Source organism: Pseudoalteromonas sp. 20-92 (assembly GCF_030847595.1).
GTDB classification, from domain to species: domain Bacteria; phylum Pseudomonadota; class Gammaproteobacteria; order Enterobacterales; family Alteromonadaceae; genus Pseudoalteromonas; species Pseudoalteromonas fuliginea.
On the sequence record NZ_JANJGQ010000009.1, the window covers coordinates 59,530 to 78,489 of the forward strand.

11 protein-coding genes are annotated in these 18,960 nt (G+C 39.7%); 7 read left to right on the forward strand and 4 right to left on the reverse strand.

Annotated features, from left to right (window positions below; all coding sequences use genetic code 11):
• The first annotated feature begins 55 nt into the window (after positions 1-55).
• Both NRL14_RS10265 and NRL14_RS10270 read left to right on the forward strand, forming a co-directional pair.
• Positions 56-2,872, forward strand: coding sequence for a hypothetical protein (locus NRL14_RS10265; protein ID WP_306724590.1), 2,817 nt, complete (start codon positions 56-58; stop codon positions 2,870-2,872).
• 58 nt (positions 2,873-2,930) lie between these two features.
• Positions 2,931-3,650 (forward strand): DUF6445 family protein, encoded by a 720-nt coding sequence (locus NRL14_RS10270; RefSeq protein ID WP_096793986.1) that lies wholly within the window; start codon positions 2,931-2,933, stop codon positions 3,648-3,650.
• Between the two features lie 99 nt (positions 3,651-3,749).
• Here NRL14_RS10270 and NRL14_RS10275 read toward each other — a convergent pair whose 3' ends face one another.
• Positions 3,750-4,883 carry a PepSY domain-containing protein gene (locus NRL14_RS10275; protein ID WP_306724591.1) on the reverse strand — a complete coding sequence of 378 codons (1,134 nt, stop codon included), beginning with the start codon at positions 4,881-4,883 and terminating at the stop codon, positions 3,750-3,752.
• A 289-nt stretch (positions 4,884-5,172) separates the two neighbouring features.
• Here NRL14_RS10275 and NRL14_RS10280 point away from each other — a divergent pair, with 289 nt between their 5' ends.
• Complete coding sequence (locus tag NRL14_RS10280) at positions 5,173-5,787, forward strand: PQ-loop repeat-containing protein (RefSeq protein ID WP_033015705.1); 615 nt, start codon at positions 5,173-5,175, stop codon at positions 5,785-5,787.
• Positions 5,788-5,859: 72 nt separating this feature from the next.
• On the forward strand, positions 5,860-6,648 hold the full coding sequence (locus NRL14_RS10285) for a PhzF family phenazine biosynthesis protein (RefSeq protein WP_306724592.1): 789 nt from the start codon (positions 5,860-5,862) through the stop codon (positions 6,646-6,648).
• A 72-nt stretch (positions 6,649-6,720) separates the two neighbouring features.
• Here the strand turns inward: NRL14_RS10285 and NRL14_RS10290 are convergent, their stop codons facing one another.
• Positions 6,721-9,228, reverse strand: a complete 2,508-nt coding sequence (locus tag NRL14_RS10290; RefSeq protein ID WP_306724593.1) for a zinc-dependent metalloprotease — start codon at positions 9,226-9,228, stop codon at positions 6,721-6,723.
• Positions 9,229-9,517: 289 nt separating this feature from the next.
• Between NRL14_RS10290 and NRL14_RS10295 the strand changes: the two genes are divergently transcribed.
• Entirely contained in the window at positions 9,518-10,696 is a 1,179-nt protein-coding gene (locus NRL14_RS10295; RefSeq protein WP_306724594.1) for an efflux RND transporter periplasmic adaptor subunit, read from the forward strand.
• Positions 10,697-10,710: 14 nt separating this feature from the next.
• On the forward strand, positions 10,711-13,866 hold the full coding sequence (locus NRL14_RS10300) for an efflux RND transporter permease subunit (RefSeq protein ID WP_149605532.1): 3,156 nt from the start codon (positions 10,711-10,713) through the stop codon (positions 13,864-13,866).
• A 116-nt stretch (positions 13,867-13,982) separates the two neighbouring features.
• Here the strand turns inward: NRL14_RS10300 and NRL14_RS10305 are convergent, their stop codons facing one another.
• Positions 13,983-14,435 carry a cytochrome c gene (locus NRL14_RS10305; protein ID WP_149605531.1) on the reverse strand — a complete coding sequence of 151 codons (453 nt, stop codon included), beginning with the start codon at positions 14,433-14,435 and terminating at the stop codon, positions 13,983-13,985.
• Positions 14,436-14,527: 92 nt separating this feature from the next.
• Positions 14,528-14,998 carry a DUF2721 domain-containing protein gene (locus tag NRL14_RS10310; RefSeq protein WP_306724595.1) on the reverse strand — a complete coding sequence of 157 codons (471 nt, stop codon included), beginning with the start codon at positions 14,996-14,998 and terminating at the stop codon, positions 14,528-14,530.
• A gap of 228 nt (positions 14,999-15,226) precedes the next feature.
• Between NRL14_RS10310 and NRL14_RS10315 the strand changes: the two genes are divergently transcribed.
• Complete coding sequence (locus NRL14_RS10315; protein WP_306724596.1) at positions 15,227-18,691, forward strand: S8 family serine peptidase; 3,465 nt, start codon at positions 15,227-15,229, stop codon at positions 18,689-18,691.
• Positions 18,692-18,960: the final 269 nt, after the last annotated feature.

Sequence of the window (18,960 nt, forward strand, 5' to 3'; positions counted from 1 at the left end):
GAAAGACATTTAATAATACTCTAGATGGTATTAAGGAATTCTTTTAGGGACGCTCATGAAAAAAACACTTATCGTATCAGCTTTATTACTAGCAGCACCGAGCTTTGCAGCCGATTGGCAAACTATTCATACCGAACATTTTAATGTTCACTACAGTGTTGAGCATGCTGATTTTGCTAAATCAACTGCAGCAGAGCTTGAAATAGTACGCATCAAAGTGCTTGAGCAGCAAAACCGAGCACTTGATAAAACAGTTGATGTAGTGGTGTTTGATCCCCTAAATGCGGCAAATGGCTTTGCGCTACCTACCTCAAATAATCCTGTAATGGCGCTTTTTACAACCCCACCACAATCCGACACCGTTATATCAAACAGCGCTGGCTGGCAGCAGTTACTTGTACTGCATGAATATATTCACTTAGTACACTTAGCACAGCCAACACGCAATGACTGGCAGCAAAAAGTACGTGTCATATGGGATTTATACGACTTAACCTACAGTGATACACCGCGCTGGGTAGCCGAAGGTTATGCCACATTGATTGAGTCTAAAATGACGGGCCGTGGGCGTTTATTTGATAACTACTCAGAGTCAATACTGCGAGAATTTGCTCAGCAAGGTGCTTTGCCAACCTATGGGCAATTAAATGGCGAGCAGGGCTTTATGGGCGGCTCAATGGCGTATTTAATGGGGAGCCGCTTTTTAAATTGGCTAGAGCAAAACTATTCAGAGCAAACACTCGATAGTGTTTGGACGCGAATGCAAGGCGTAAAAACGCGGGATTTTGATGAGGCATTTGGCGGTGTGTTTGGGCAAAGTGCAGCCAAGCTATATCGTCGATTTATAGCTGAATATACCTATAAAGCAATGCAAATAGAGCAAGGAGAGGTGTTACTTAATAGTGAACTTTGGCTTGAGCTTAATTTATATGCAAGTAACCCCGCACTTTCAAAAGATGGTAGTAAAATTGCAATTGTTGAGCGAGACAAAGAGAGTAATACCAAGCTTATAATTTATAGCACGGATGACAACATTAAAGCGCAAGAAGAGTTTACTAAAGCGCAAAAAGAGCTACTCGAAAATGATGCACAAGACATTCCCGATGCAGCGCCAAGTGTGTTTAAGCGCGAACAAAAACAAGTGCTTAATCAAATTAATCGAGCTGGTATTGCAAACCCTCAATGGGTAAATAGCACAACGTTATATTTTAATGCGTACAGCAATGAAGAGTCGGGTATTTATAACAAAGTGTCTGACATATTTAGCTATAACACTGACACTGGAAATATTACACAACTTACCGAACTTGCTGGTATACGCCGCTTTAACGTAACCAGTAACGGTGAAACCTTATATGGCGAACAAATAAGAGATGGCTACTCTGAGTTAGTGAAGGTTGATCTAAATACGCAAACCATCACGCCATTATTTACAAAAAGCCTTGAGACAACTTACGATTACCCAATTCTCAGTCCTGATGAGACTAAATTAGCTTATTTATCAACATCATTAAATGAAAATTGGCAATTGTATATACAAGGTGTAGGCGGCAATCAGCAGCAATTAGTACCTATGCCAAACGGGTATCAATATTTAAGTCAGCCGAGCTTTAGTCTTAATGGCGAGTCACTTTACTTTGTTGCAGGTTTAAATAGCGCTACTGATATTTATAACTACAACATAGAGAGTAAAACACTCACCAAGTTAACCCAAGGGCAAGAGGCACTTGCCCACCCAATTGAAAGGGCTGATGGCTCGTTACTCTATTTTTCGATAACCGCAGATGGGCCAAATGTAAAAACACTGCCAAAAGCTATAAAAAGCACTGTAGTTACTGAGTTTGCAGCTAACAAAAAAGCACCGCTGCTAATTGTAAACGAACATAAACTTCCAAAAGCTAAAATATATACGCACGAAACTACAGAGCAAACAAATTACAACGTGCTCGACCAGCACGCTACCTTTGCACTAGGAACACAGTATTATTCGGCTTCTACCAGTTTGTTAGATTTAAGCATTAAAAGTAGCGACTTATTAAAGCAGCTCGACTTACAAGCGGGTTATAGCACTGATTTACACGATGGGGCACTGCACGGTGGTTATGTGCAGGCAAAATATAATGCGCTTGATGTAAAACTGAAACTTGCACTGTTTGACTATGATTTAAATACATCGCGCCAGTACCAAGCAAGTTTAAATACCGACATAGATGCCCGTGGTGGTTTTGCTGCAGTAAGTTACCCAGTTAAATTTGGGCAGCTAAGTTTAACGCCAGAGATTGCCTACAGTTACACTGATTATAAGCTAAGCCATAAAAGTTGGACGCGTTTAGGCGTTGCTCAAAATTGGCAATATGATCGTCAAGATTTTGCGATAGGCCAAAGTGTTTATGCGAGTTGGTACGATGGCAGTAGTAAAAGTAGTAATTGGCAAGGTTACGATTTAGCCGCCAAAATTTTTGGTAGGGCGTTTGGTATTCCTCTTTATGCAAACTTTGATCAAAAACAGCGTGATGACAATAGCCTTGCATTAGGTGGTTTTAGCTCAAATCTTATTAATCAGCAACAAAGTAGTGAACATGTACTTTCATCTGTTCTGCCCTTTTACAGCGCAACTGCAAAGCGCTATCAAGGCTACGGTGGCGGCTTTAGCTTTAAAGAAGGCATGCCGTGGCTTTATTATAAGCAACATCAACTCGACGACACCGTATACGCACAAAGCTACGGCTTAAAATACCAAGGTGATTTTAGTTTTGGGATGGGGCCTGCGGGCGTAAATGATTTAACATTTAATATGGGACTGTCGCGAGTAGAAGGCGACAGTTTTGAAGATGAAATGCGTGCTTGGCTGAGCTTCTATTATTCGCTTTGAATGGTTATTAAGTAAGTGTTATATTCTGATTTAGTTTAATAAAATAAGTATTTTAACAATGTCATTTAAACACTTGAAAGTCCCGCTGGATGTGGTACTTCCAAGCGTCCCGTCCGACGCACCAGGCTTAAGGTATGAAAAGCCATCAATTGGTAACAACTATTGGGTTGTTGATGACTTTTTTGATAGCGAAGAGGCGATGAGTATTCGCTCTTCATGTTTAAACAGTGAAGTTTGGAAATTCGGCAAACCTTATACAAAAGAGCTTTGGCCAGGAATGCGTACGCCCGATGCGTTAAGTGATTTACAGCTTAATAAAGTAGAAGAATATGTTAAGTCAGTTATAAAAAAAGATAAATTATGGGTTGCTAAGTCAGATAAAGTTGTAGTGGATACGAATACTGCAATATTAGTGGGTGCAGATGAAGGGGCATCTCGACCTCATGTAGATAATCGTTTTTTATGCAGATATGCAGCCGTTTTATATTTAAGCCCGAACCCTAAACCCTCTGCAGGTACCTCTTTTTATCGTTTAAAATATGCAAATGAAGCGGCTGGTGGGAATATTGTAGATCCTCCGTTCGCTAATCTGGTTGATGCTTTGAATGTAACTAGTTTACCTTATAGTGCATGGTATAAAGACATCGACATTGATAACCGCTTTAATCGTTTAATTGTATTTAAAGGTAATATTGTTCATAGCGCTTCAAAGTATTTTGGAGACGATTTAAATACTAAAAGGTTGGCGGTAACTTTTTTTTGGATGTGTGAAGATTAATTAAAAATAATTAACTATTACCTGCTCGTCCCAATTGTTATTTCGTCTTTTCTTAGATAAAACACCTTATTGTTAAACCAACAACAAGGTGTTTCTTTATTAAGCGTTTGTGGCATGTCGTTTTTTATAGCGATTTACCTGTGACTGTTTTTTACGTTTTCGGCGGGTAAACCATAAGTAAAAGCCGGTTCCGGCTAGCCATACTGGACTTAAGCCAATTACACACCACAGTATTTTACTAGTAAGACCTGCGAAATAACCAAAGTGAAGTTTTCTGAAGCTATCAATTACTTGCCAGCCAATACCAACTTCACGAATATCCCAGTTGACCATGTGGTCACCAGTCAATTTATTGTAGGTAACAGTATTGGCGTATTCACTGGCAAGCGGGTTGGCAGTTTTAACTTCTCCAAATACGGTAATATTTTCATCCGGTTCTAATGGCATAACCAAAAAAGTGCTATTAAAAGTAGTTATTTGTTGTTTGCTATTATCTAAAATATCTTGAAACGAGATATCTGCACTATGTAGCTTTTTGGTTAGCACAAAATGTTCTTCTTCTGCGTGCTCTATTACTTCGTGATACCAAACAGCCCAGTTAAAGTAGCCACCTGTAATCGCTAAAATAATAATGATAGGGGAGCCAATAACACCGGTCATTTTATGGATATCGCTAAGGACTATTTGTAGTGTCGCACGCCAGCGTACACTAAACAGACGTTGCCAAAACTTGCGATAAATAATGAGGCCTGTAATGCCTAAGATTAATAAAAACAAAGCAAAAAAGAAGCCTAAAACAGTACCTGTTTGCCCAGGTAAACTTTTTAAGTCATTTAGTAAAAATGTGTAATGTAGTTCTAAAAACCAATCAGTAAAGTAATGGCTAGTGTCTACTGGCTCCGATAAAATATCACCTGTGTACTGGTTTAAATGAAACTTATACCATTGCTCTGTACCGCGTTTAACTAAGTAAACCCGATCAGCAGTATCATTGTTAAAAATCTCCCAGCTACCCACTAGATACTCAGGGTAAGCATGTTCTGCTTTAGCGATTAATTTATCGATTGCTATACGCTCTGGCAACGCTTTTACAACAAAGTGACTATCAGGCATAAGTAAGCCATCTATTTCACTTTTAAAAACTAATACACTGCCTGTAATACTAATGACAATGAGTGGAATGATTGCAATAAGGGCAATCCAGCTGTGGATCTTAAAAAGTATTTTTCTCATGGATGGTTTTATATGCAGTAGCTAATGACCTGCGCATGATAACAACTATCATTTTTATTTGTAAGTTTCAGTAATGAATTTCAATAAAACAAACAAACTGTGAACTTAATTCTACGGTTTTTGTATACTCAGCTTGCCAGTACCTAAAATAAGTTTTTGCTATTTAGTTGAGTTAAATTTACGCGGCTCTACAATGCCGCGCTCATAGTAAAAGCCTTTTAAAACATATGTTTAATAAATGTTTTTATTTCCATTTCTAGTTAACATTTATGTAACGAGTGAGGTTGCTTTGGCGCATTATTTGCCTATATTGTCTTCTTTTATTTTGGTTTTTAGTTTTTTACCACTACTAAACAAAATTCGAAAAAATCGTAGTGTCTCAGGTTTATCACTATTGATGATGACGTTTGGGTTAGCGCAAAGCCTTTATTTTATAACCTACAATATTTACTTTGAGCGCTATTATATTGCATTACCATTTATTGTAACCGGTGCGTTAAGCGGGCTTATTTTGTATTTTTTTGCACGTTTCAACGCAGCTAAACGAGAGCGTGTACAGCTGGTTACTATGTTAGGTTTTTCGTTACTGCCTTTTTCACTGCTTTTGAATTCAAACCTCGATACTGCAACGGTATTAAGCGCTTTAACGTATGTTGGCCTTGTGATGAGTTCGGTACGTGTTATGCCGCAAACTTATAAAACATTGCGTACGGGTAATGTAAGTAATTTAAGCGCGCGCTACTTTAGCTTGCAGTTTATTGCTGGTATTTGCGGCTTAGTTGTTGAGCTTTCAAATGCAGCCACAAGTACTGCGCACTTACTTATGTTTATTATGTTGTTGCTTACAAACGCTGTGCAATTTGGCTGTATGCAATATTATAGAGTGCGACCTGTAATGGCTTAAAGCTAAAATAAAAGTGCTAATTGAGTTTAGGTGTGGCAGTTTTAAGCTATTAATCATTACAAAGTTTAAACAATGCAATTAACTATTCATCAAATTGATGCGTTTACGAATGAGTTATTTAAAGGTAACTATGCGGCAGTGATCCCATTGAAATCGTGGCTAAGTGACGATTTAATGCTAAAAATTGGCGCTGAAAATAACGTATCTGAAACGGCTTTTACCTGCCAGCAAGACGATGGCAGTTTTGTTATTCGCTGGTTTTCGCCGTTAATGGAAATTGACTTTTGTGGTCATGCCACACTTGCGGCTGCCTATGTTTTATGTGAAGAGCATAATATATCGCAAATTCGCTTTATTGCTGATGCGGTGGGCGAGCTAATCGTTAATAAAAACGCTGATGGCAGCTTTGCAATGACCTTTCCGAAACAAGCACCGGTTGAAGTGCAAAATGTACCGCAGCAATTGCTTGATGGCTTGTCTATACAACCGAGTAAAGTGCTTAAAAACCGCCAAGCTTACTTTGCTATTTATGAAAATGCCGATCAAATACTTGAATTAAAAACTAGCTCAGAGCTTTTAAAAACGCTTTATCCACTTGATGTAGTGGCCACTGCTCCAAGTGCTGAATATGATTTTATATCTCGTTATTTTTGGCCTGCAAGCGGTGGCGACGAAGATTATGTGACAGGTTCTATTCATACTGGCTTGGCACCTTACTGGGCGCTGCAATTAGGTAAAACTACGTTAAGCGCTTATCAAGCTTCAAGCAGAGGCGGGCAGCTAACTTGCGAAGTGGGTGATACAACCGTCACCTTAACCGGGCATGCTGTAAGGTATTTAGAAGGCACTATTTATATTTAATCTTTATTGTTCTTGTTATAAAAAAGGCCACGTTAAACGTGGCCTTGGTTTTACTCAATTGTTAGAGCTGCTTTACGCTTCTAGCGCTTTTGCAATTAAGCGATCAATATATTTTTTATGCGCTTTAGTTGCTGTATCTGCACCCCATGCAACACTGGTATCGGCTATTTGAGTTAGCTGATATAACGCAGCGGTTTTAGCTAGGTTATCAAATTTACTTGCTTTACCAAGGCCTGCAATCGCGATTAGCTGGTTAACATACTCAATTTGTAAGTTGTGGCTAATAGAGTTGGCGTCTTTGCTTTTTACAAAAATGCTGGCAGTTAAATCTTGCATAAACTGAGTTAGGCTATATTCATTACCGTACAGAGCTGTGTCAGAAATACGCAGTAACACAGCAGGGTGTAATAGCTGCGCAAGTACAGACTTTTGCATCCCTAAAATCATTTGGTGTGCTTTAGGGTCTTCATTTTTGCCAAAGTGATTAAAGCCACGACGTTGCAGCTGTAAGTAGCTATAAAGAGGTTGCATGTTTTGTAGTACATCTGGCGCAAATACAAACTTTGCTAGTATATCCATTGCTTGTGTTTGACGCCCAAGCGATACCGGTGTAAATGGTTTATCTGCATTTGTATCACCTACTACAGCGCGCTCAACGTATACGCCACCAATCTGGCGAGAAACCACACCTGCTTGAGCTCGGTACTGACCAAATAAGTTATTAGCAGAGGTAACAAGCTGTTGGTAGGACTCACCTTTAACCGTTGCTTTATCTTTTAGTTCAGTAAATAGTTTATTGATAAGTGCCATACGATCTGCGCCATAGGCAGCAGGGTTTGACGACAAATCACCAATCATTACACGTGGATCGATATGGCGACCTGGTGCGCGCATATCGTCTGCATCGTTACCAAAGGCAAGGGCATGTTCACTTGAACGAGCAAGTATTTTTTCAAGTCGAGCTTGCTCAGCCGCTTCATCTGCAAGTGATACGCTATAACCGTAATTAATTGCCCAATCATCATAAGGACCTGGTTTTGTTTGAAAAATATCACCTTGCTGCACACCAATTGGGGCAATGTTAGCCGGTGCATAATCCATAACAGAGCCGGTTACTATGCCTTGGGTTTTGTTTTTGTCGTGTACTTCTTTTTCATCCCACAAAATAGATGATTTCATATTGTGGTTAAGACCTAAAGTATGGCCTACTTCGTGAAGTACCAGTTGCGTTAAACCTTGGCGAAGCATTTCTTTATCTTCAATTTTGTCGCCGCTAGCAAGGCCTTTGGCAAGCATTAGATTTTGTTGAATCTCATGCCCAAGAGAGCAATTTAGCTCGCCGGTATTTGTTGTTTCACCGTGGCTCATTGTTCCTTGTGTGAAAAGTGTGTCGTAAATCCAGCGGTTTTTCATAAATACAAACTCAAGCATAATATCTGAGCCCAGTATTTCGCCTGTTAATGGGTTAGCAAGTGCTGGCCCGTATCCGCCAAATGGAGGCTTAGGTGACGAAGTCCAACGCAGTACGTTGTAATTGATATCGCCCGCATCCCAGTCTGCATCGTCTGGTTGTACTTTTACCTCTAAGGCATTTTTAAAGCCGGCTTTTTCAAAAGAGGTATTCCACGTTAAAACAGCGTCACGAATAGTATCGCGCCATTCAATGGGTGTGGTGTTTTCTATCCACCAAGTAATTGGTTTTACTGGCTCTGAAAGCGCTGCACTTGGGTCTTTCTTTTGTAAGTCCCAGCGTTTTATAACATCTTGATAAGGTGCCCAATCGGTAGATGTCATTTGATCGAATTGATTTGTAAAATAACCAATGCGCGCATCATCCATACGTGGTGCGTAGTTATTGCTAGGTAGAGCGACAAACGAGTGCTGAACTTTTACCGATACGCTACGCGGGTCGCTTACTGCATTTGAGCCACGTACCCTTGGGCTTGGGTTAGTAAATACGTAATCAACAACCACGTCTAAGTTGTTAGGATAAGGACGCTGTTTAATAATGCGTGATTTTTTATCGTCTAATTTACCTACTTTAAAGCGCTTTTTGGCATTTTTATCCGCTGGGTTTGGCGTAGGTGATACTTTGTGAAGTGCTTCGCTTAAAAATAGCTTATTTACATTAAATGCTATTTTTCCATCTTCTTCTTTTTCTATTTTAATGCTCGCAAGTACCGCTTCACTAATATTGGCATCACTCGCTTTTGAAATAGCACTGTTTTCGTCAAATTTGTAGCGAGGTGTTTTGCTAATAATATCGATACGGTCAAAGTATTTTCTAAATTCAATTAACTTAGTTTCACGGTATGCACCACGATAATGGCCTGCATCTGTAACGCCATCGACAGTGTGCGCAAAATACACAAACGGCGTATTGAGTTGGGATTCGTTAATCACCATAAGGTGCTTACCGGTTTTTTCGTCTTGATAGAGGCTAAATATACCGGCAAATTCGGTTTGTCCTTTGATCATTTCGCTAAGTGTTTTTGACTCTTTTTCGTCTTTTTTATCGGCTGCAAATGCATGGCTGCCAAACGCTAAGCTAAGCGCAAGGGTGATGGACGTTAATTTCATTTTGAGACTTTTAATATTTGTTAATTTAATTGGACTGTACGTAAATTAATTTAATTTCGCACATCTTCGCGATGAAATTTAAGCGTTCAAAGCTAATTAATTGATATAAATAAATAAAAGTTTGTAACAAAATATAACGAATGAGATGAATCACCATTTTATTCATCTTTTATACTTATATAAAGTTGTAATTTGGATGTATTTGCAACAGTTGCTTACAAATGTCATCTTAATGTTTCGTATAGCTCTGGTATTATGGTGTTAATAGAATTTTAGGGATAAATAAGATATGCAATCAAATTCACTTAGATGGGTTTTTCCATTCGTCGCGCTTGCTTTAGGTATCGTTGGTTTTATGGCAATTAACGCTATTGCAAAAGAATCAGAAAAAAAAGAAGTTATTGATGCTCGTCCAACGGTGCAAGTTGAGCCTGTGGCAGCAAATGATCACCAAGTTATCATTAATAGCTACGGCGAAGTAAGACCACTTGAAAATACACAGCTTTCGGCGCAGGTGTCGGGCGAGGTGTTAAGTTGGCATCCTAATTTTGTAGCCGGTGGTGTAGTTGCTCGTGGCGAGACGCTATTTACTATTGAAAAAGATAACTACGAAGCAGCAGTACTTGTTGCAGAGGCCGAGCTTGCCCGCGCGCAAGCCGGTTTAATTGAAGAACAAGCTCAAGCGCAAGTAGCCGAAGACGAAGCCAAGCGCTTTCCAAGTAAAGCGCGCACAGATTTATTTTTACGTAAGCCTCAAGTGCTCAGTGCAAAAGCATCTGTAAAGTCGGCGCAAGCAGCATTAAAGCGCGCGCAACGTGATTTGGATAATTGTGATGTTACAGCCCCTTACGACGCATTGGTGATTAGTCGAAATATAGGTGTTGGACAGTTTGTCACTATGGGTTCGCAAGTTGCTGAACTCAATAATATTGAGACCGCTGAAGTGATTATTCCTATCGCAGGGTTCGATAGCGTTTTTTTGCCAGAACGTATTAAAGGTATTACCGCAACGATTATTCAAAAAGGCCTAAACAGCTTTACCCGAGAAGGTGTAATTGACCGCGACCTAGGGATTGTTGATAACGCTACGCGTATGAGCAGTTTAGTAGTGCGTATAGAAGACCCATACGGTCTTAAGAATATACAACCAGCCATTAAGTTTGGCAGCTACGTACAGGTGAATTTTGCAGGTGCAATGCTTAATAATATTTACCGTTTACCGCAAGAGTTAGTTAATAACAAAACCGTATGGATCGTTAATGAAGAGCAGCAACTTGAGCCGCGCAAAGTTACAGTTATTCGTGAAGAGGGTGAGTACTTTTACATCAGTGATGGTTTGCAAGCTAATGACAAGCTAGTGATTACGTTGCCAGAGTATCCGCAAAAAGGTATGGCTGTAAAAATTGCGGGCCTTCAAGATACTAAAAAAACAGAGGCACTTGAAAATGCTTCCACTGAAAAATTATAAAGGTAGGCTGAGTTATGAGTAACACTGAACTACCAAATACAGCGTCTAACGCTGAAAAACAAACCGGTATTATTGCTTATTTTGCCAATAACTCCGTTGCTGCCAACCTAATGATGATTTTTATTGTGGTGATGGGGATCATTAGCTTTCTAAATATCCAACGCCAAATGTTCCCTAATGTAGAAATTAACTACATTAATATTGAAGCTAACTATCCTGGCGCTTCACCACAAGAAATAGAAGAAAGCATACTTATAAAAATTGAAGAGTCGCTAAAAGATGTGACCGAAATTAAAAAAGGCGTGTACAGGGCATTTAGAAATGGCGGTACAGCAAGTCTTGAAATTAATACTGATGTAGAGCTGACCGATATACTCGATAAAGTTAAATTACGGGTTGATGGTATAGCAACGTTTCCAGCCGGTATGGAACCGGTCACCATAAGTCAAGTTGAGTTTAGGCAAGATGTTATAGGTATGACGCTCGTTGCTGACATACCGCTAACTGAGCTTAAGCCTATAGCAAACCAAATAGAAGATGAGTTACTACAGCTATCTAACGTGTCGTTAGTGGTAAACGATGTTCCTCTTGATGAAATAGCAATTGAAATCGAACCCGATACGCTGCGTCAATATAACCTAACCCTTAGTGATGTAATGAATGCAGTGCGTCGTTACTCAGCTAACTTTTCGGCGGGGCAGCTAAAAACAGACGCAGGTGTTATTTCTGTTCGCGTCGAAAATCAGTTTTACTCTGGTGAAGAATTTAGACAAATACCGGTAAAAATAGGGGCTAATGGCGCTAAAGTGTTACTGCAAGATATTGCCGTGATTAAAGATCAGTTCACTGAGGGTGAGCGTTACTTTAAATTCAATGGTGAAAATGCGGTTTATATATCGGTAAAAGCGACTGAAGAGCAAAGTATTATCCCAGTTGCTGATTCAGTAAAAGCATTTATAGAATTAAAAAACAAAGAGCTACCCCTGGGGGTTCGTTTAGAGCCATTAATGGATTTCACGTATTACTTAAATGCCCGCTTAGATATGATGGTTACAAACCTCATTCAGGGCGCTATTTTGGTTGCAATTATGCTATCAATCTTTTTACGCTTTAAGTTGGCATTATGGGTAATGATTGGTTTACCAGTGTGCTTTTTGGGCGCAATGATGATGATGCCACTGTTTGGTGTAACCATTAATATTTTATCACTTTTTGCTTTTATTATGGTGCTAGGGATTGTGGTGGACGATGCCATTGTCATAGGCGAAAGTGCCTACACCGAAATAGAGAAAAAAGGCGGCGGTGTTGTTAATGTGGTTAATGGCGCAAAACGCGTAGCAACCCCCGCAACTTTTGGTGTACTAACTACCATTGCAGTATTTGCTCCATTTACGTTATCTACAGGTCCAGAAAGTGCCTTCTTTTATGGTATAGCTGTGGTGGTAATGCTGTGTTTGGTATTTAGTTTGATTGAATCAAAGTTGATTTTGCCTGCCCATATTGCCCACACTCATTTTTCACCAATAAAAGAGGGGGGCTGGCGAGATCGGTTTAATACGCGATTTTTTGGTTTAGTAAATGGCCCATATAAGCGCTTTGTTGTACGTTGTGTTGAATGGCGTTGGTCAGTATTATTTTCATTTATTGCTCTATTAATCGTAACCTTTGCTTTAATCTCATCAAATCAAGTTCGTACCGGGTTTATGCCAAAAATCCCGCATGACTACCCGCAAATAAATCTAGAAATGAATGACAATGTATCTGACATACAAACAATAAATGCTATTCGTGAAATAGAAGCGATGGTGATTGCGATTGATGAAGATACCGAGCGCAAATATGGTCAAAAGCTCATAAGAGATATTTTAGTCTATAACCAAGGCCGAACTGAAGCACAAGTGCTTGTACCTCTTGTTGATGAAAGTGTACGGCCTTATAACGCATTTGAATTATCACGCCGTTGGCGCGAAGCCATGCCTGATATTGCCGGTGTTAAATCATTAACCATTTATGATGATGTAAATGGAGGGGGGAGTGACGGCGAATTTGGTTATTTATTATATGGCTCTGATATTGATACATTAAATAATGCAGGACGTCGTTTTATAGAGTTGCTGCAACAGCAAGAAGGTTTGTTTGATATTAGCTCAACAATAGATCCTGCCAGTAAAGAAGTGCAAATGAGCCTAAAACCTGTCGCTTACGATTTAGGTTTAGACTTAGCTTCTATTGCAAATCAAGTTGGGGCAAGCTTTTACGGTGGTGAGGCTCAACGTGTTATTCGCCGAGGCGAGGAAGTACGTGTAATGGTGCGTTACCCTAAACTGACTCGAGAGGCATTTTCGTCACTTAAGCATGCGGTTGTTACTACCCCGCAAGGTCGAGAAGTGCTTCTTGGTGATGTAGTAGAGCTAACAGAAACACCAGGTATTAGTTATATCCGCCGCGAAGGGGGTTATCGTACAGTGTATGTTTATGGCAACATTGATGAGGAAGTGATTGAGCCAAACGAAGTTGTAGATCAAATTAAAGAAAAATTACTACCACAGCTTAAAGAAGAGTACCCAGGTGTTAAGTCTGAACTTGGTGGCGCCATTGAAGAGCAACAAGATCAAGCTAATCAGCAGAAGATGTTTTTCTTCGGCGGCATGATTTTGGTGTATATCTTATTAGCCGTACCCCTTAAGAGTTATGCGCAACCACTTATTGTTATGTCGGTGATTCCATTTAGCTTAACGGGAGCAATATGGGGGCATTACTGGTTTGGTTTGGATATAACTTTAATGTCAGGCTTTGGTATTATTGCTGCAGCTGGGGTGGTTATAAACGACTCACTCGTTATGACCGATTATGTGAATCAAGCCCGTAAAGCAGGTGTTAGTATTAAAAATGCTGTAATAGATGCCGGTTGTGCTCGATTCAGACCTATATTACTTACTTCAATCACTACATTTGCAGGCGTATTGCCCATTATGTTTGAAACAAGCCTGCAGGCTAAGTTTGTAATACCTATGGCGGTAGCGCTTGGTTTTGCAGTGATGTTTGCAACATTAATAACGCTTATATTGGTACCATGTTTGTATATCATATTAAGCGATGTTGGTAATTTGTTTAAGCGCTTGTCGGGGCTTATTAAGCGTATATTTAAACGCAGCCCAGTTAAGGTTTAGTTTAATAAGTAATATATGTATTTCAAAAATAGATACAAAAAAGCACGGAACGGTTAACCGTTCCGTGCTTTTTTATTACTTATTGTTACTTCATCAAGCAGCTAAAACAATAATAATTAATCTTTAAATTGTTTATGGCAATCTTTACAGCCTTTAGCCCATGCACCAAAAGCTTTACCGATTACGGCTTTATCGCCTGATTGAGCAGCTAACGCTAGCTTATCTGCATTTGCTGCAAAAGCATTCGCTTTTTCAACGAAGGTTGCATTTTCAGCCCAAACAGCAGCAAGTGCAGCTGTGTCGCCTTTATCTGTTCCTTCGTAAAACGCTTCCCATGGCATTTTTGAAAGTGCAGCTGCGTTGTTAGCACGCTTTTTAAATTGCTCTGCGTCAAAAGGTACTTTGCCTTTTAGCATTGCACCCATATCGCTTATTTGTACTGAGATCATTGAAAATGCAGCTTGGCGATACTCAATGGCGTCACTTGGCTCTTTAAATGCAGAATTTGCCGATACGCTAAATGCACACGTTGCTAGCGCTATTGTTGCTAATACGTTTTTTAATTTCATGTTTGCCCCTGTTGAAAATTTTAATTATTAATTAAGTATATTGTATCTAACATCGTATTTATTCAAGCAAATGCGATGGGTTTAATTAAAATTTAATCGTTTATGTCTATGTCAGCAAATATCATCCCGCGACGCATGCTTCGAGTTGCTAAAAATACCTCGCCAAGTAAAGACATAAAGGCACATATAAGCAATGCCATTGCTGCAACAAAGCAGCAGGCAATTGTAACGCCTAAATTTACAGATTGAATATGTGATAAAAACAACAGCATAACAACGGCACATACAAGCAAAGCACTTAAAACACTCAAGCTAAAAGCGATATGTATACATCGAGAGCGCTTTAAAAGGGCGCGAAGTTCTGTAGCCAGTGACTTATTGAAATCTTCATCTGTACTTACCTTTAACCTGCGTTCTAATTGACGTGCCCTATCGGTAATTCGTGCTAAGCGATTAGATAAAACACCCAGTGTGGCAGCAATCCCGGTTATGAGGAACACAGGAGCCACTGCGGTTTGAATTACTTTAGCCATAGTTAATATGTTAATCACTTCATTATTCATATTTGTCTCAAAAAGGTCGGTTTGTTTACACTTGTTTACAAATTTAAATTGAATTATTGTTACTTCAAATCAATTGCTTAGGCTTGTTTTTGGTCTTTGTGTAGACGCATTGTAATTTGTTTGTAATCAAGGTGTTGCTCAGGGTGGGTGTAAAGTTTTATATTCTAGTTACAAGCCAATTACGATTGGTATAAGCACAATAATATAAAACTCGTCCCAGGGGAAATAATGTCTAAGAACATAATAAAAAGAACTGCAATAGCAACTGCAGTATCAAGTGCGTTTATTGCAACATTCGCAAGTGCAACAACTTTACCTACAGTTACTATTGCTCATCACCAAGCAGAGCAAGTTAAAGACACTGTTTCTGCACAGAAAGAACCATCAGCATATATGATCGTACTTCGTGCGACGACCTCTGTTGATGGATTTGTAAATGGTACTTATCAGGCATCAAACAACCGTGAAATTACGGCAAATATTGAGCAGCTTCAAGATACAATGACTTTAGAGCTCAATAGCTTAGATTTTGATGCGAAAGTAATTGGTAAAACTAAAATACTAGCACCAACATTAATAGTTCAAGCATCACCAGAAGCATTAGCTGAAATAGCAAAAGACTCACGTGTAGCTAAAGTATTACCTATGTTTGATAACGAGTTACATGTAGCTGCAACGTCGGACTATATTCATGCTAAACCTTTAATCGATGAGGGTATTGTAAGCGGTAAAGGCCAGCGAGTAGCTGTTTTAGATACAGGTATTGATTATACTCACAAAGCATTTGATGGCGCGGGTACTGTTGAGGCATATGATGCTGCTCAAGCAGATCCAGCTGCAGTTACTTGGCCACAAGGTATTGTAAAAGGTGGTTTCGATTTTATTCGCAATGATGCTGATCCAATTGAAAACGATCCTGTTGTTGTTATTGCTGATGTTGATGAGCCAACAAATCACGGTACATCTTCTTCACACTCAGTTAATGGTATTGCACCGGATGTAGAGCTATATGTTTATTCTGTATGTGGTGGTGGCTGTCCAAGTGCGGCACAAGTTGCAGCATTAGAAGCTGCTATGGATCCTAATGGGGATGGTGACATTTCTGATCGTGTCGATGTAATGAATATGTCACTCGGTGGCGAGTTTGGTGATACATACACAGGTGGTGGTGCGCAGTACCTAATTCAACGCGCCGTTGATTTGGGTGTAAATATGGTTATTTCTGCTGGTAATGACGGCGATAACCCATTTCGTGTTGGTGGCCCAAGTACAACACCGAATGCACTATCTGTAGGCGCGATGACGCACCCAACAGCTCAAGTTAGTATAGCTACTGGTACTGTTGCGGGCGTTGAAGGTAATATCCAAGGTTCAGGGTTTGGTTTGCAGGCTGACTATGCTATTTCAGGCGCTGATATTGAATTAGTTTACCCTGATGCTAACCAAAATGGTTGTGATGAGTTTACCGCTGATGTTGATTTTACAGGTAAAGCAGTATTAATTGACCGTGGCACGTGTGCATTTACAGTTAAAGTACTTAATGCACAGAAAAAAGGTGCTGAATTTGTACTGATTGCTAATAATACAGATGATGGTACCCCTGCACCTATGGGTGGCAGTAACGCTGCTGTTACGATTAAAAATGTAGGTATTAATTTTGCCGCAGGTGTTGCTTTAAAAGCGCAATTAGCGGCAGGTGATACGGCAACATTTGATATTGATGTTAAAGTTAAAACAACATCGGGAGCCGTAGCAACTTTCTCTTCTCGTGGTCCTTCTATGGATGGTTTATTAAAGCCTGAAATTACTGCACCAGGAACGGCTATATTAGTCGCCGCCGCAGGCACACAAGATGGACTATCACCAGTAGATGGTACGTCTTTCTCTGGCCCTATAACTGCCGGTGCCGTTGCGATGATTCGCGAAGCTCACCCTGAGCGTAATGCATTTGAAATTAAAGCTACGATCATGAATGCAGCTGACCTAAATGTAACCAACGAGCCGCTAGCAACTAACCCTGACTCAAAGCTTGCTCCAATTAGTATGATTGGTTCAGGCTTAGTTGACGTAACTAAAGCAGTTAATTTACCAGTAGCTGCATGGGTTAATAATACACAATTTAATACTAAGCAAGCTGCGCTTTCTTTTGGTCTGGTGTCTATGACTGAAACAGAGTCGTTAACGCAGACTGTAACGGTTAAAAACTTTTCATCAGACGCTAAAACGTATGCACTACGCACTGAAGCGCGTTACCAGAATGATGAAGATACAGCTGCAATTAGTTGGGATTTCCCTGCATCAGTAACAATTCCTGCAGGTCAGTCAATGAATTTTGACGTGGTACTAACTGTTGATCCTACAAAACTGCCAGTATGGGAATTAGAAAACCCGTTTAGTGCTGACGATATTGCAGCAAGAAGCGCAGCACTTACTTCAGTAGAGTTTGATGGTGCATTAGTATTTGATGATGCAAGTACAGATACAGATCATGATTTACACGTTGTGTATCACGTAATGCCAAAAGCAGCGACAGCGCTAAGTGTTTCATCTCAAATTATAGACAACGAGATGGCACTTATCGTTGAAAATAGTGGTCAAACAGAAATTACGCCGTTCGCAGAAACCATTATTGCAATGGGTACTGAAAAAACACGAGAAGAAGCTGAATTTAATATTATTTCGACTACTTTCTCTGCTTTTGCTGATGACTCTTGTGATTCGGGTATCTTTGTAACATCGTCTATCCAATTACGTGACCCATTAACTCATGTATTCCAAGCTGGCGTTAGACTTGAAATAGATACAGATAATGACGGCGTATATGATCAAATTATGCAAAACTATAACGACCGTGGTCGTCAAACTGCATTCCCAGGTCGTAGCCGTACAGTAATTGGAACAACAGATGGTGCGGGTAACGACTCTTTAGCATGGGTTACTCCGATGTTTCATTCAGCGGGTGAGAACACGGTTACATTCTCTGCGTGTACAAACTTATTTAACGTAGATGCTTCGCTAATTGGCGAGCAAATGAACTTTAAAGCTTCAGTAGGTAGCCCTGCTTATCAAACGGGTGTGTTTTCTGAAACAGACAGCGTTGAAGGTTCAACGTTATTTGGTACTTCTCCTACTGTAGCATTAACGTCATTAGAGACAGGCGAAGTGGTTTCATCACTTAAACCTGGTGAAAAAGCGATTGTTGAAGCTAGCGGTCCATTTGCATTATCGCAAACATCTGGCCTGGGTGTTGTTAAAGCAATGGCAAGTGCTGATTTAGAGCTTCCTGCAATTGAAGCTCCAATGTTAGTTGGTGGTGAATTTACAGTTTCTGAAGATGCAGAAAATGGCACAGTTGTTGGTAAATTAACAATTACGGAGTCTGATTTTGACTTAGACGTTTCGGAGTACTTCGTTCAGTCTAATACCAATATTGGTCTAGGTGTTGATGAGCAAGGTCAAGTAGTTGTTGTAAATACAGAGTTGTTAGTTGGAAATTCATCAGCTGAAATTCAAGTTGTGGCAATTGATGTACGCGGTAATGTTTCTGAACCTGTAATGGTTAACGTTAGCGTTGCTGAAGTGGTAGTACCTCCAGTTGTTGAGACTAAGAAGAAAAGCTCTTCTGGTTCTCTTGCATGGTTAACATTACTAGTAGCGCCGTTTGCATTTATGCGTCGTCGTAAACAAAAGTAATTTTATAACTTAACTGTTATATAAAGGGAGCTTCGGCTCCCTTTTTACATGGCTTCTCAAATTAAATAACGACAAATTCTAATTTTAGATATATTTATACCAATCTGCTTAATTAAATGAGCTACTTTGAGTTAAGAAAATCCTGTCGATAACAAGGCAAAAATTTCGTTATTTAGTTGTTCTATATCAGAAATTTTGACACAGTTAACGTCAGGTTTAATCTCTCAAATTGATTAAGTTGGTATTACTTAATAAAAATTAAATACAAC